This window comes from Tunturiibacter empetritectus, from assembly GCF_013410875.1.
GTDB lineage: Bacteria > Acidobacteriota > Terriglobia > Terriglobales > Acidobacteriaceae > Edaphobacter > Edaphobacter empetritectus.
Genome location: NZ_JACCCU010000001.1, coordinates 214,762 through 227,236, shown reverse-complemented (window position 1 = coordinate 227,236; position 12,475 = coordinate 214,762). Strand labels below are relative to the sequence as shown.

The window sequence follows — 12,475 nt, the reverse complement described above, 5'->3', positions numbered from 1 at the left end:
GCTTCACTGCCCCCAGTGGTTCTCAAAAAGAGAATCATCCAAGAGTCGGTCACAAAACTTTGACAAATTTTCACGTCAAGACCAGAACTTCCTGATGCATTCTCGCGTTAAGGAACATCTATAGGGTGTCGAGTAATGCACTTGCACGAGACTTTACCCAGCGGCATCTGAGACGCGACTTGAGGAGAGGCCAGGCATGAACGAGCAGATCGATCTTACGCAGCAGCTTCCCTTCTCACCGCTGGATTTGAACAAGGGCCTGCAGACAGCCGAGGGTGTTGTGGTTCCAATTGCGGCCGACCGCATGTATCAGTTCGCTGCACTGACGGCTGGCTTGTTTCTGCTATTTACGCTGCTCTAACCCTCGCCGGGCCTACGTGGTACGGGCCTTTCCCTGTGTTCTGAAGCTGCGCTGCTCTTATTTGAAACAACAACCCTAAGCAAAGCTGGCGCGCTTGACCTTCTGGCGGAAGTCCTCGCCCTGCATCTCCACAACAACGCACATCTCCTGCAGGCGCGAGCGCATGCGTTCGCCGATCCTGTCGCCAAGGGTCTCCTCGCGCATCGCGCCGCGTGGACCGCTCTCGGTGCCCAGGGGGCCTGCATTGGCGTAGTTGGTGGTGATGATCGTGGTGCGGCGGTCGTTATAGCGTGTGTTCAGGATGTGCGCGACCGTGTCCCAGACCCAGTCTGTAGGTTTGGAGGCGCCGAGTTCGTCCAGCACCAGCACCTCGGCGTCAAAGACGGGCGCCAGCACCTCGAGTTCGGTGGCAGAGACCTTGTTGTTGTAGCTGTTCTGCACCTGCTTCAACAGGTCGCGGTAGTCGAAGAAGAGGCCGGTAGCGCCGCGTTCGGCCACCAGGGCCTGCAGAATCCCAACTGCGAGATGCGTCTTGCCGACGCCAATCGACCCGGTGAGCAACAGCCCGGTTCCAACCGTCTCCAGCGGGTAGCCGTCGACAAACTTCCGTGCGCGAAGATGGGCCAGACTGAGCGACCGATTCGAGGAGGGAAAATCGGTCTCGTAGCTTTCGAGCGAGCAGTGTTCATACCGCTTTGGGATGTGGGTGCGGCCCAACATCCGTTCGGCGCGCCTCTGCACCCGGCAGACGCAGTCTTTGACGAACTGCCTGCCATCCTCCTGCAGGACCAGCATCCCCGCCCCACCGCATATCGTGCAAACTTCACTCATAGCCGTCCCTTCAGTATGGCAGCATCTGAATCCAATTGCCCCCTGTGCGAATCTGAGTTAAACTGAGGAAACTGCTTGAGCGCTCCGAAAAGGCGCAAGCGGCGGCGCGACAGGCCTTTCGATGTGACGTGAACTCTTCCGTTGCAAGCGATCCGCGAGCCGGCAGGCATACCCAAGATTGAGAAAAGGATAGTTACCATGCCAAAAGAAGGTATTCACCCGAAGTACGACAACATCCACGTCAAGTGCGCCTGCGGGAACACGTTTGAGACCCGCTCCACGCACAAGGGCGACATCGTCGTCGAAATCTGCTCCGCCTGCCACCCGTTCTTCACCGGCAAGCAGAAGCTGATCGACACCGCAGGTCGCGTCGAGCGCTTCCGCCGCAAGTTCGCCAAGTCGGACGCCGGCAAGGCCGAGACTGCCGCGAAGTAAGCGGACGCCTAAATCACCCAGGGGCCTCCGCACCACGCGGGGGCCATTGTTTTGTCTAAATTGTCTACACTAGTCACGAACAAGAACCACGAGCACCTGTTGCCATGAAGAAGCGATACACCCTCGAGCAGAAGCGCTGGGACGATCCAGCCGAGCACGCGATGCCCGAGCACTCCCGCGTGCCTGCAAGCTTCACCATCGGCAACGTCAAGATCGCGCCTGCGACGATTCTCGCTCCCATGGCCGGTGTCACCGACACGGTCTTTCGCCGCTTCATCAAAAACGCCAGCCAGTTTGCGACTCCCGCCGACGGAGTTGCAGACTCTTCGGCCAACGTCGACAGCATGACTTCGAACCAGCAATCCGGCTGCGGCCTCATCATGACGGAGTTCACCTCCGCCGACGGCCTCTCCCGCATGCGCGAGACCAAGCGCAAACGCTACCTGACTTATTACGACGACGAGCACCCGATCTCCGCTCAGCTCTTTGGCTCGAACCCTGCGACGCTGGCTGATTCAGCACGCATCGTGCAGGATGCCGGCTTCGATATTGTTGACCTGAACCTCGGCTGCCCGGCCAAGCGCGTCGTCGCCTGCAACGGCGGCTCCGGTCTGCTGCGCGATCTGCCGCTCATCGAGACGATCTTCAAGACTATCCGCACCGCTGTCTCGATTCCCTTCACCGTGAAGTTCCGCATGGGCTGGAACGACAAGCACATCGTCTGCGTCGAACTTGCGAAGATGGCCGAAGACTGCGGCCTGAATGCAGTAGCCCTGCACGCCCGCACCCGCGAAGACGGCTACACCGGCCAGGCACGTTGGGAGTACATCGCCGCCGTAAAGGACGCCGTGAAGATTCCGGTCATCGGAAACGGCGACATCCGCACCCCTGAGGACGCAGCCGCGATGGTCGACATGACCGGCTGCGACGCCGTGATGATCGGCCGCACTGCACCGTCGAATCCGTGGATCTTCCGCCAGATCGCGCAGTACACCGCGTCGAAAGAGGCCACCGGCGTGGGCACTTACGATCACCCCACAGACCAGGATCGCTATCGCATGATCCGCACCTACTTCCAGATGCTGGTCGACGAGATCGCCATCGAGGAGCGAGCCGAAGCAGCGCGCGCGGAGGCCATTACTGCGGCAGGCCAGGTCGCACGCGAGCAGCGCCACCGCGACTGCGTCGGGAAGATGAAGCAGTTCGCAAGCTGGTTCACGCATGGCGTTCCGGGTGGAGGCGCACTGCGCAAACAGATCTTTGAATCGAAGAACGGCGACGCAGTTCTCAGCGCGATTGAGAGTTTCTTCGCCACTCGCGTGACGGCCACCGAGAAGGAAGACGCCGTCGCAGAAGTCGACGAGACGATGCTCGCCTCAGCCGCTGCCTACTGCGACTGATCGACGACCATCCGTCAGACATTTCATCGCGTAACAGTCGCCAGAGAGTCAGACTCTGCCCTGCAGCACGTGCGTCGAATGTGATCCGGTGTCGGTATTTCGTTTGCGCCATACAGCCTTCACCTTTGCACGCCAACGCTCATCCAGCGCTACGAGTGTCCATTCGACCCGCGGCGAAAGATAGCGCAGAACGACCTCCGTCGCCGGATGAACTCGCAGCGCGGGAGCCACAAGATACAGGCGCGGAGGCTCGGTCGACAGCCGCAACCCACCGAAGTATCCATGTCGCTGAAACTCTCCAAGGCCCGTGGCGTTGTCGGGGTTCTGCAGATGATGCCACCGCACCCGCACCCAATAATCAAGCCCCTGCAGAGCAAGATGAAGATCTTCGTCGGCCTTCAACTCGATGACCGCCAGCCGTCCGTCATCGGTGACACCGAGCAGGTCGAGCATTCCGCGATCCGCTGCGGCGAACGCAGGCACCTGCGTGTAGACATGCTTCGGATCGAGGCGCGTATCGAGCGGCTCCACATCGCGCCGCAGCACGCTCTCGAGCCAGCGTTCGGGCTGCATGCGATAGAGCGGATCGCGCTTGTCGCCGCCGGCAATGCGCCGTGCAAACAAGCGCTCCACCAACTCCTGCAACTCGCTCTGGTTCTCTTCGGTCAGCGGAGTCTCATTGGCGCCGGCGCCGAACGTGATCTCCTGCGCACTGTTGAACGAGTTCCCTGCGTAGCCCATTCGCACCCGTGCAAACTCCAGACCATGCAGCAGAAACGCAAGCTCCGTGCCACTGCGAAGACGCTGCTCCACCACCTCGCGCATCGTCTCCGGCACCAGCGCCATCACGCGCTGCTTCGAGTCGGCGAATCGTTCGTGTGCGGCCTGCTCGTTGGGCGCATGCATCAGGCGTGTAGTTAGGTTGCCGTGGTCGGCGGCGTCGCGCTGCTCCAGCTCTTCGGACCTTTGATCCAACTCCCACAGCTCCCACTGCGCGACCGCCGGGTTGAGCCAAGCCATCCGCGAGAGTGTTAGCATCGCCATTCCACGCGGCACGATCAGCTTCAACCCCTGATACAGCCTTCGCCCATCGCCGGACTCGCGGCAGTGTTGCAGCCACAGGATCCCCAGGGTCAGGATGCCATCGACGGTTGCCTGCGTCTCCTCTTCATTGACGGCGATCACGGCCCACACCTTCTGCCCCTGCAGAAGCGATCCCCGCGCATACGCAGGCCCAAAGCTCTTTTCCAGATCCATCGCTGTGCGAAGCCCGCCGACCTTGAACTCGGGAAAGCTGCGCAGCAGAACCCGCTCCAGCACCCGCAGATACTTCACCCGCGTTGCCTCACGCGTGGAAGGCGTGCGGCGATCGCGATCGGTTACAAGTTCGAGAGTCTGAGGTTTGGTCTGTCCGAAGCGATGCATGCTCAGCCGCAGAACACCATTGCGCAGGACCGTACTAATGACTCGCCGGACGAGATTGCGGTCTTCTCCCCAAAGATGCAGTGTGCAACGGCCATGCTCGGTCGCGAGCTTGTACTTCGCCTCGCGCATATCGAAGAGTGCCTTGCCATCCTCCAGCACCACCGCGCGGGGAGACTCAGCTAGAAAACTTTCGAGAGCAGCGGAGATCTGTTCCACCGTCTGTACGGGCTCCGCGGAGGAGGCTCTTGGCGGCATAGCCGAACGTTAGCACATCTGCGAGCCGGAAAAGCTCTCGCGATCTACAACGAAAGCTTGAAGTGAAAGTCGGAGATGCGTAGCCCATGGCGGAAGTAGAACGCGTGCGCCTCGTGCCGGTGCGTTCCTGAGTCGAGCATGAAGGTGGTGCATCCCGCCTCTTTGGCCAGCGCAATCAGCCACGTCAGCATCGACTCGCCATGCCCCTTCGACCGCGCCGCCTCGTCCGTCACCAGATCATCCACATAGAGCGTCTTGCCGCTCCACAGCAGATTCTGCATGCGGAAGCCGGCGACCGACACGATCGCGCCGTCCGACTCAAGATAGGCGAGCTGATACCCCTCGGCCTGTTGGGTTTGAATGCGGCCAACGAACTCCTCGGCAGCTAACATGGGCCGAAGCTGGCGCATCACCGGGAAGCAGAGGTCAATCTCGCTTGGCATCGTAGCGATCTGAATGGTGGTCATACGCGGACTTCCGCTACCATCCTTCTGTCGCGCGCAGATGCGTGATGTGTGCCACATGATGGCGCGAGTGCCAGGCATAGGTCAGCGCCGACAGCTCTACCGTGACCCGGCCATCCTGGGGATGGTTGTATCCACGCTGCCACTGCTGTTCGTTGAGTGACTGAAGCAGCATCACCCATCGCGCATGAAGGGCTTCCACCAACTCCAAAGACCACTCCACCGGCGCAGCCATATCATGCAGCTTCGCCCAGGCGGCTTCGTCATAAGATTTGACCGCAGGCCAGTCTTCGGTCAGCGCAAGCTTCACCCGGACGAGGGCGTTCATATGACTGTCTGCGACGTGATGCACCACTTGGCGCAGCGTCCAGCCCCCTTCGCGATAGGGCGTGCTCAACTGTCCCGAGCTCAATCCGTCCACTGCATTACGCAGCTGTTCCGGCAGCTCTGCGAGGGTTGCAATCGCCCCGGTACGCTCGTCCGCAGAGATGGATGCGGGCGCTTCAAAGTCGCCTATAGGGTACCTCGGGTCGATATCTGTAAGCGCCATGGCCTCGCCTCCATACCTCTACCAGCAACTTAGCACACGAAATTGTGTAACCTACCATGAAGATTCAGTTGCGCATCTCAAAGCCTCCCCTTATGCGACTCTCAGCGTTTCACCCACTCCTCCTTCTTGTTTGCGTTATCAATAGTTATGCGCAGCAGCCCATCGGTACGGTTCTCACCATGGGCCCCTATATCGGCTTTGACAGCAATGACTATCCCGGCGATGAGGCTCTGCCTGCGCTAAGTCGACACTTCGCCTTCGTGGGGTACTGGCTCAACAATCCTCCCGGCGAAAGACAGAACGGCTGGATTGGCAAGCGCGAGACATTGGTGCGCAATGGCTTCGGCTTTCTCGTCCTGTTCAACGGTCGGCTGGAGGCGGAGATCAAGAAGGAGAAGCGCTCCGGAACATCGCCTGCCTCGCTGGGAACGAAGGACGCCACAGCCGCCGTCGTCGCAGCGCACCGTCAAAACTTCGCCGCCAACACCATTATCTTTTTGGATCAGGAGGAAGGCGGCCGCCTCACCGAAGACCAGTCTGCCTATCTTCTTGCATGGACAGAGGCAGTCGCCCACCTGGGCTATCTGCCCGGAGTCTATGGCAGCGGCCAGCCAGTCGGCGACGGCCCCGGCAAGACCATCACCACCGTGCAGAATATTCGCGAGCAGGTGGCCGCACAGCATCTGCACCACATCGTGATCTGGGCCTACCAGGACGCCTGCCCGCCCGCCAACGGATGCAGCCTGAAGCCCCCTCCGCTCGACTCCAGCGGCACCCCGGACATAGCGGTGTGGCAGTACGCTCAGTCGCCGCGACGCAAGGAGATTACCGCGGCCTGTGGCAAAACCTACGCCGCCGACGGCAACTGCTACACTCCGGATCTGCCAAATTTCCCGTTGGACCTTAGTGTTTCAAGCTCCGCCGACCCGTCGCATGGGCGCTGAAACGAGCCCGAAAGCGAGCTGACCTTCGCGAAAAAGGGAGATAGACGAGCATACTCCAGCCGCACCTCCGAAAGGGCGTTATTTGCCGCGGCTCCCTTGGAAGCCTAGAATCAATCTAGATGACCATACCCGCACCTGACCACAAACGCTACTTCATCGAAAAACTTGGTCTGTCGGAACGCCTGATGGAACGCTGTCTGGGCGAGGCCCTCTCAGCCGGAGGCGAGTATGCGGACCTTTACTTTGAGTCGGTTACGTCCACCTCTCTGGGTATCGACGAGTCCCTGGTCAAGTCGGCGAGCCAGGGGATCAGCGTTGGTTGCGGCATCCGCGTCGTCTCGGGCGAGCGCACCGGCTACGCCTATACCGACGATCTTTCAAGCGAGCGCCTGCTCCGCGCAGCCCGAACGGCGGCCCTGATCGCCAGCGGCCCGGCCAAAGAGCTGATGAGCGGATTTCGCCAGACCGACACCCCCTCGCTCTACCCTGTCGCCGGAGCCACGAGCGATGCCGAGATCGCCGCAAAGCTGGCTCTGATCCAGCGCGCCGACAAGGCCGCCCGCGCCTACGACTCCCGCATCACGCAGGTCCGCGCCGGCTTCAACGATGAGCTTCGCCGCATCCTGGTCGCCGCATCCGACGGCACCTTCGCATCGGACACCCAACCGCTTGCCCGCCTCAATGTCTTCGTCATCGCGAAGGACGGAGTAAACACAGCACGGGGCACCAGTGGCGGTGGCGGTCGCGTCACCATGGATTTCTTCGAAAGCGCCGGCGGCCCCGGAGGAACAGACAAATCCCCAGAGCACCACGCCCGCGAGGCCGCACGAACCGCGATCCTCCAGCTCGGAGCCGTCGACGCTCCAGCAGGCGAGATGCCCGTCGTCCTCGGCCCCGGCTGGCCCGGCGTTCTACTGCATGAAGCCGTAGGTCACGGCCTCGAAGCCGACTTTAACCGCAAGAAGACCTCTGCCTTCGCCGGACTCATCGGCCAGCAGGTTGCAAGCCCCAAGGTGACGGTCGTCGACAACGGACTGATGCCCGGACGCCGCGGCTCCATCAACATGGATGATGAAGGAAACCCGACGCAGGAGACCACGCTGATCGAAAACGGCATCCTCAAAGGCTTCCTCTCCGACAAGCTCAACGGACGCCTGATGGGTACGCCCAGCACCGGCAGCGGACGCCGCGAGAGCTATCACCACATCCCCATGCCGCGCATGACCAACACCTATATGTTGAACGGGGAGGACATGCCCGAGGACATCATCAAGAGCGTCAAGCGCGGCCTCTACGCGGTGAACTTCGGTGGCGGACAGGTCGACATCACCAACGGCAAGTTCGTCTTCTCTGCCAGCGAAGCGTACCTGATCGAGGACGGCAAAGTAACTCGGCCCGTGAAAGGTGCAACGCTGATCGGCAACGGCCCTGAAGCATTGAAGTATGTGTCGATGGTCGGCAACGATCTGGCACTCGACGAAGGCATCGGCACCTGCGGCAAGGCGGGGCAAAGTGTGCCGGTCGGCGTAGGCATGCCCACAGTAAAGCTCGACCGAATGACGGTCGGGGGAACGGGACAATAATGGCTGTCGAACGCGAAAAGATATACGAGTGCGAAGTAAAACGCCGGCGCGTAAAAACCGGCGGAGGCTACGAGCCTTTCTGGAAGGTCAAGCCAGTGGCCGACGCGCTCGTCGACAACGACACGGAGTTTCGCTGCAAGGATTGCTTCGGCGAGGTGAAGTTGCTCGGCCGCAACGGCAAGACCGGCACTGTACCGTACGTCGAGCATAAGTCCCCGGCAGACTCCGAGTACTGCGCCAACGGAATGCTCTTCAAGAAAGCCACCGACGGCCGCGAGCCCAGACCTTCGCAGCACCCCGTCGAGTAGCTGACTGCTTCGTTGCACCAACTTTCCCCAGGCCCTCTGCGCACGACACCTGAAAGTACGACCAAACGTACGAACTAACCGCGCCGAATCTCGAGGTATCCCATGGCAGTCGAACGTGAAAAGTTTTATGAGTGTGAAGTAAAGCGTCGCCGCGTCAGAGCAGCAGGTGGTTACGAGTCGTTCTGGAAGGTCAAGCCGATCACAGTCGCACTCGAAGACAACGACACAGAGTTCCGCTGCATGAGCTGCGGTGGCGCAGTAAAGGTCTTCAAACGCCGCTCCGAAGACGGCCCCGCTACGCACATCGAGCACAAGCTGAAGACCGACTCCGAATACTGCGCAGCCGGCATGTACTTCCTCAAAGCCACCGACGGCCGTCAGGCACGCCCCTCCGCTTCCCCTGTTCGCTAACACGGTTCGCTGAGTGTTAGCTCCAGCCGGGGCGATCGTTCCTGGCTATGCCCTTGGAATGACGCCAAGCTGCTGCATCATCGTCAGGTTATCCATCAGGATTCGACTGTCTGTCATCTTGCCCCCGACCAGGCGGTCGATGACGACGCCTTTGACGTTGACGCTCCTGCCCGTAGCAGGAACACCGAGAAATGTTCCTCGATGGGTGCCTGTCCACGTAAAGCGAGTGACAACCTTGTCTCCACTAGCTACTGTCTCGTCCGCAACCCAGTGAATGTCCGGGAATGCAGCGCGCAGCATCGCGATGACCTCTTTCAAACCCTCTCGTCCCTGCCGCTGACCCGGAAGAGGATCAAGCTCGACAAAGTCAACCGCAACAATTTCGTCGGCCTGCTCCAGCCGCCCTTGATTGATGACCTCTTCCAAAAACCTGGCGATGACTGCGACGTTCCCAGATGCACTTCCGAACTCTGACACTCGCATCTCCTGATTCAGCCGATGTGAAATAACATCGAGCATCATATCAGCCACTCTCCGCCCACTAGATACAACTGTTGCCTTCGTCAGAAAAGTCAGCTCAAACCAATTATCCTGAAGAGACCATGCCAACCCAGACGACCGCGAACCTCCGCCAGCTTGCCTCCGATGTCCTCAGCCATGCCCTCAAGGCAGGAGCCACCGATGCTGAGGCTGTCGTCTACGAAGGCGATGAGTTCTCCGCGTTGGTGCGGTTGGGACAAGTCGAAACCCTGAAAGAATCAGGCTCGCGAGCAGTTGGTCTGCGGGTCTTCCTCGCCTCAGGGAAAGCCCAGCGCACGGCGAGCACTTCCTCTTCAGATTTTTCGAATGACAGCATTCAGCGCCTCGTCGAAGGAGCTATCACGCTTGCGAAGATCACCAGCGAAGATCCCTTCGCCGGCCTGCCCGAAGCACACGAGTTCGGCCAGATCGAAGAGGATCAGCACCTCTTCTTCGATGATGTTAACGAGATGCCTCCCGCCGAGCGCATCGAGATCGCCCGACGCACCGAGGCCGCAGCCCTAGCCTACGACACTCGCATCCAGAACTCCGGCGGCGGTGACTTCGACACCTCCACCTCGCACAAGATCCTGATGAACTCCCGCGGCTTCAGCGGCGAGTACCGCCGCAGCTACTGCGGGTTTTCCGCCGCGCCCATCGCCCACGACGAGAAGGGCAACATGCAACGCAACTACTGGTTCTCGAACTCGCGCACCGTGAAGAAACTCGAGAACCCCGAAGAGATCGGCCAGGAAGCCGCACGCCGCACCCTCAAACGACTCGGCGCACGCCAGGTCAAGACGCAAAAGGCCCCCGTCGTCTTTTCGCCCGAGATCGCCCGCTCCATCATCGGCAACATCTTCGACGCAGCCAACGGCGACGCCATCTACCGCAACGCCTCCTTCTTCAGCGGCATGCTGGGCGAGCAGGTCGCAGGCGAAAACATCACCGTCATCGACGATGGAACCATCATTCACCGTTTCGATGATGGAGCAGGTATCGGCGGCTTCGGCACGCGCCCCTTCGACGGCGAAGGCCTTCCCACGCGCCGCACCGTGCTGGTCGAACGCGGCATCCTCAAGAACTACGTCTCGAACACCTACACCGCGCGCAAGCTCAACATGAAGTCCACCGGCAACGCCTCCCGCGGACTCGCCGGCAACCCCGGCATCGGCGCGGGCAACTTCTTCCTCGAAGCCGGCACACTCACCCCTGAGCAGATCATCGGCGACATCAAATCCGGCCTCTACGTCACCGAGACGATGGGCTTCGGCGTCAACCTCGTCACCGGCGACTACTCGCAAGGCGCTAGCGGCCTCTGGATCGAGAACGGCGAACTCGCCTACCCGGTCGAAGAGATCACCATCGCCGGCAACCTCAAAGACATGTACAAAAACATCGTCGCCATCGGCAACGACCTCGTCTTCCGCGGAGCCAGTGCCGCCCCCACCATGCGCATCGAAGGCATGATGATCGCCGGCGCGTAAGTTGTAGCGCGTCTTCAGATAAAGCAAGACTACAATTCACGTTGTGGCAACCAGCTTCCATTTCGATCACGTTCTAGACTTCACCCCGGGCCAGGCAGACGAGATCCTCCGCACCATCCCCGCCCTCCCCGGGGTCTTCGCGCTCTTCGGCGCCCGCAAAGAAGACGCACCCTACCTCACCCAGACCGCCGACCTTCGCCGTCGCATGCGGCGTCTGCTCGATCCACCCGAGTCGCAATCCAAGCGCCTCAACCTCCGCGAAAAAGTAGCGCGCATCGAGTACTGCGTCACCGGCTCCGCCTTCGAGTCCTCCCTCGTCCTCTATCAAGCAACAGCAGCACACTTCGGATATACCGAGGCACGTCGCCGCCTCAAGCTCCACACTCCTTACTTCCTTCGCATGACGATGGAAAACGCCTTCCCCCGCGTCTACTCCACCAACAAGCTCTCCAAGCGCGGCCTCGCCCAGATGTACGGCCCCTTCCCCTCGCGCCTCGCCGCCGAGCGCTATTGCGACGCCGTCCTCGACCTCTTCAAACTCCGCCGCTGCTACGAAGACCTCGCGCCCTATCCCGACCACCCCGGCTGCGTCTACGGTGAGATGAACAAGTGCATCGAACCCTGCAAGCAAGCCTGCACGCCCGAGGAATACGCCGCCGAAGCCGAGGCCGTAAAAAAATTCTTCGACACCCGCGGCGAGAGCATGATCATCGCCATCGGCCTCGAGCGCGAAGTGGCCTCCTCCGCGATGCAGTTCGAAAAGGCCGCCGCCCTCCACGCGCAATGGCAGAAAGTAAAAGCCGCGCAGGCCCTCGCCGACTGGATCGTGCGCCCCATCCCGAAGCTGAAGGCCATCATCGTCCAGACAGCCGCGCAGGAGAAGGAGCACGCGGAACAAGCCGCCCTGTTCCTGCTCAACGGAGGCTGCATCATCGGCCCCGAGCGCCTCTCCACCCTTGGCGTGCGTGCCGTACGCGAGCAGACCAGCGTCGGCAGCTCCCTCTTCGCGCAGCCGCTGATGCTGCACGCCATCCCGCTCGAAGGCGCGGCAACCGACACCCCCGGCACCTCCAACTCTCCCGAAGCCCGTGCCACACACGTCCTCTCTCTCCTCGAAGCCCGAGCTGAGCCGTCCAGCGATCTCGCGCTTCTCAGCGACCATCTCTCCTTGCTGCGCCGCTGGTACTATCGCCCCGAAAAGCAACGCAACGGCGAGATCTTCTTCCCCAACGAAGACGGGGGCGACAAGGGCGCGTGGCCCATCCGCAAGATCCTGCGCGGCGCGGCCCGCATGGTCCTCGGCGATCCCAAACCCATGGCCGAAACCCAGCGCGACGCCGCAAAAGAAGCTGCAAAAGGAATCAAGACAAAGATCCTCCACGAAGGCCGGCCAGACGTCGAAAGGGTCGTCCCTGTTTTGCCGAAGAATCGCTGAGGTCAGCTCAGAGAGCGACCTTCTCAACGCCGCATGAGCCGCATGACAAGCTCGCCTGGGCATAAGA

Annotated in this window: 14 protein-coding genes; 9 read left to right on the top strand and 5 right to left on the bottom strand. The window is 61.0% G+C overall.

Annotated elements, in window-relative coordinates; translation table 11 throughout:
* Positions 1–196: 196 nt before the first annotated feature.
* Positions 197–361, top strand: coding sequence for a hypothetical protein (locus HDF08_RS00880; RefSeq protein WP_179636571.1), 165 nt, complete (start codon positions 197–199; stop codon positions 359–361).
* A gap of 75 nt (positions 362–436) precedes the next feature.
* Here HDF08_RS00880 and HDF08_RS00875 read toward each other — a convergent pair whose 3' ends face one another.
* The gene (locus HDF08_RS00875) at positions 437–1,192 is read right to left on the bottom strand and encodes an ATP-binding protein (RefSeq protein WP_179636570.1); all 756 of its coding nucleotides are present in this window, start codon (positions 1,190–1,192) and stop codon (positions 437–439) included.
* A gap of 198 nt (positions 1,193–1,390) precedes the next feature.
* On the opposite strand from HDF08_RS00875, the gene rpmE reads away from it, so the two are divergent.
* Together rpmE and HDF08_RS00865 are read left to right on the top strand one after the other, a co-directional pair.
* Positions 1,391–1,627 carry a 50S ribosomal protein L31 gene (rpmE, locus tag HDF08_RS00870; RefSeq protein WP_179586303.1) on the top strand — a complete coding sequence of 79 codons (237 nt, stop codon included), beginning with the start codon at positions 1,391–1,393 and terminating at the stop codon, positions 1,625–1,627.
* A 104-nt stretch (positions 1,628–1,731) separates the two neighbouring features.
* Positions 1,732–3,027, top strand: a complete 1,296-nt coding sequence (locus HDF08_RS00865; RefSeq protein ID WP_179636569.1) for a tRNA dihydrouridine synthase — start codon at positions 1,732–1,734, stop codon at positions 3,025–3,027.
* A 48-nt stretch (positions 3,028–3,075) separates the two neighbouring features.
* Here the strand turns inward: HDF08_RS00865 and HDF08_RS00860 are convergent, their stop codons facing one another.
* Genes HDF08_RS00860 through HDF08_RS00850 form a run of 3 tightly spaced genes read right to left on the bottom strand, consistent with a single transcriptional unit; the run spans position 3,076 to position 5,721 of the window.
* Positions 3,076–4,707: a hypothetical protein gene (locus HDF08_RS00860; protein ID WP_179636568.1), complete on the bottom strand. Its 1,632-nt coding sequence runs from the start codon at positions 4,705–4,707 to the stop codon at positions 3,076–3,078.
* 44 nt (positions 4,708–4,751) lie between these two features.
* Entirely contained in the window at positions 4,752–5,174 is a 423-nt protein-coding gene (locus tag HDF08_RS00855) for a GNAT family N-acetyltransferase (RefSeq protein WP_179636567.1), read from the bottom strand.
* 13 nt (positions 5,175–5,187) lie between these two features.
* Positions 5,188–5,721 carry a YfiT family bacillithiol transferase gene (locus HDF08_RS00850; RefSeq protein WP_179636566.1) on the bottom strand — a complete coding sequence of 178 codons (534 nt, stop codon included), beginning with the start codon at positions 5,719–5,721 and terminating at the stop codon, positions 5,188–5,190.
* A gap of 56 nt (positions 5,722–5,777) precedes the next feature.
* On the opposite strand from HDF08_RS00850, the gene HDF08_RS00845 reads away from it, so the two are divergent.
* The 4 genes from HDF08_RS00845 (at position 5,778) to HDF08_RS00830 (ending at position 8,967) form a co-directional block, all read left to right on the top strand.
* Positions 5,778–6,665: a glycoside hydrolase domain-containing protein gene (locus HDF08_RS00845; RefSeq protein WP_257030816.1), complete on the top strand. Its 888-nt coding sequence runs from the start codon at positions 5,778–5,780 to the stop codon at positions 6,663–6,665.
* 119 nt (positions 6,666–6,784) lie between these two features.
* Positions 6,785–8,248, top strand: a complete 1,464-nt coding sequence (tldD, locus tag HDF08_RS00840) for a metalloprotease TldD (protein WP_179636565.1) — start codon at positions 6,785–6,787, stop codon at positions 8,246–8,248.
* On the top strand, positions 8,248–8,556 hold the full coding sequence (locus HDF08_RS00835) for a hypothetical protein (RefSeq protein ID WP_179636564.1): 309 nt from the start codon (positions 8,248–8,250) through the stop codon (positions 8,554–8,556). The genes tldD and HDF08_RS00835 overlap by 1 nt, the downstream gene beginning before the upstream one ends.
* Positions 8,557–8,658: 102 nt before the next feature.
* Positions 8,659–8,967 carry a hypothetical protein gene (locus tag HDF08_RS00830; RefSeq protein WP_179636563.1) on the top strand — a complete coding sequence of 103 codons (309 nt, stop codon included), beginning with the start codon at positions 8,659–8,661 and terminating at the stop codon, positions 8,965–8,967.
* A 45-nt stretch (positions 8,968–9,012) separates the two neighbouring features.
* Here the strand turns inward: HDF08_RS00830 and HDF08_RS00825 are convergent, their stop codons facing one another.
* Positions 9,013–9,489 carry an ester cyclase gene (locus HDF08_RS00825; RefSeq protein ID WP_179636562.1) on the bottom strand — a complete coding sequence of 159 codons (477 nt, stop codon included), beginning with the start codon at positions 9,487–9,489 and terminating at the stop codon, positions 9,013–9,015.
* 80 nt (positions 9,490–9,569) lie between these two features.
* Here HDF08_RS00825 and HDF08_RS00820 point away from each other — a divergent pair, with 80 nt between their 5' ends.
* A complete protein-coding gene (locus HDF08_RS00820; RefSeq protein ID WP_179636561.1) occupies positions 9,570–10,973 on the top strand; it encodes a TldD/PmbA family protein in 1,404 nt (467 codons plus the stop codon).
* 43 nt (positions 10,974–11,016) lie between these two features.
* The gene (locus HDF08_RS00815; protein WP_179636560.1) at positions 11,017–12,408 is read left to right on the top strand and encodes an excinuclease ABC subunit UvrC; all 1,392 of its coding nucleotides are present in this window, start codon (positions 11,017–11,019) and stop codon (positions 12,406–12,408) included.
* The last annotated feature ends 67 nt before the right edge of the window (positions 12,409–12,475 follow it).

Excerpts from the sequence above, each read along its gene's own strand:
- HDF08_RS00850 (WP_179636566.1), bottom strand. The coding sequence starts at position 5,721 with ATGGCGCTTACAGATATCGACCCGAGGTACCCTATAGGCGACTTTGAA.
- HDF08_RS00860 (WP_179636568.1), bottom strand. The coding sequence starts at position 4,707 with ATGCCGCCAAGAGCCTCCTCCGCGGAGCCCGTACAGACGGTGGAACAG.
- rpmE (WP_179586303.1), top strand. The coding sequence starts at position 1,391 with ATGCCAAAAGAAGGTATTCACCCGAAGTACGACAACATCCACGTCAAG.
- HDF08_RS00820 (WP_179636561.1), top strand. The coding sequence starts at position 9,570 with ATGCCAACCCAGACGACCGCGAACCTCCGCCAGCTTGCCTCCGATGTC.
- tldD (WP_179636565.1), top strand. The coding sequence starts at position 6,785 with ATGACCATACCCGCACCTGACCACAAACGCTACTTCATCGAAAAACTT.
- HDF08_RS00865 (WP_179636569.1), top strand. The coding sequence starts at position 1,732 with ATGAAGAAGCGATACACCCTCGAGCAGAAGCGCTGGGACGATCCAGCC.
- HDF08_RS00875 (WP_179636570.1), bottom strand. The coding sequence starts at position 1,192 with ATGAGTGAAGTTTGCACGATATGCGGTGGGGCGGGGATGCTGGTCCTG.
- HDF08_RS00855 (WP_179636567.1), bottom strand. The coding sequence starts at position 5,174 with ATGACCACCATTCAGATCGCTACGATGCCAAGCGAGATTGACCTCTGC.
- HDF08_RS00830 (WP_179636563.1), top strand. The coding sequence starts at position 8,659 with ATGGCAGTCGAACGTGAAAAGTTTTATGAGTGTGAAGTAAAGCGTCGC.
- HDF08_RS00835 (WP_179636564.1), top strand. The coding sequence starts at position 8,248 with ATGGCTGTCGAACGCGAAAAGATATACGAGTGCGAAGTAAAACGCCGG.
- HDF08_RS00880 (WP_179636571.1), top strand. The coding sequence starts at position 197 with ATGAACGAGCAGATCGATCTTACGCAGCAGCTTCCCTTCTCACCGCTG.
- HDF08_RS00825 (WP_179636562.1), bottom strand. The coding sequence starts at position 9,489 with ATGATGCTCGATGTTATTTCACATCGGCTGAATCAGGAGATGCGAGTG.
- HDF08_RS00845 (WP_257030816.1), top strand. The coding sequence starts at position 5,778 with ATGAAGATTCAGTTGCGCATCTCAAAGCCTCCCCTTATGCGACTCTCA.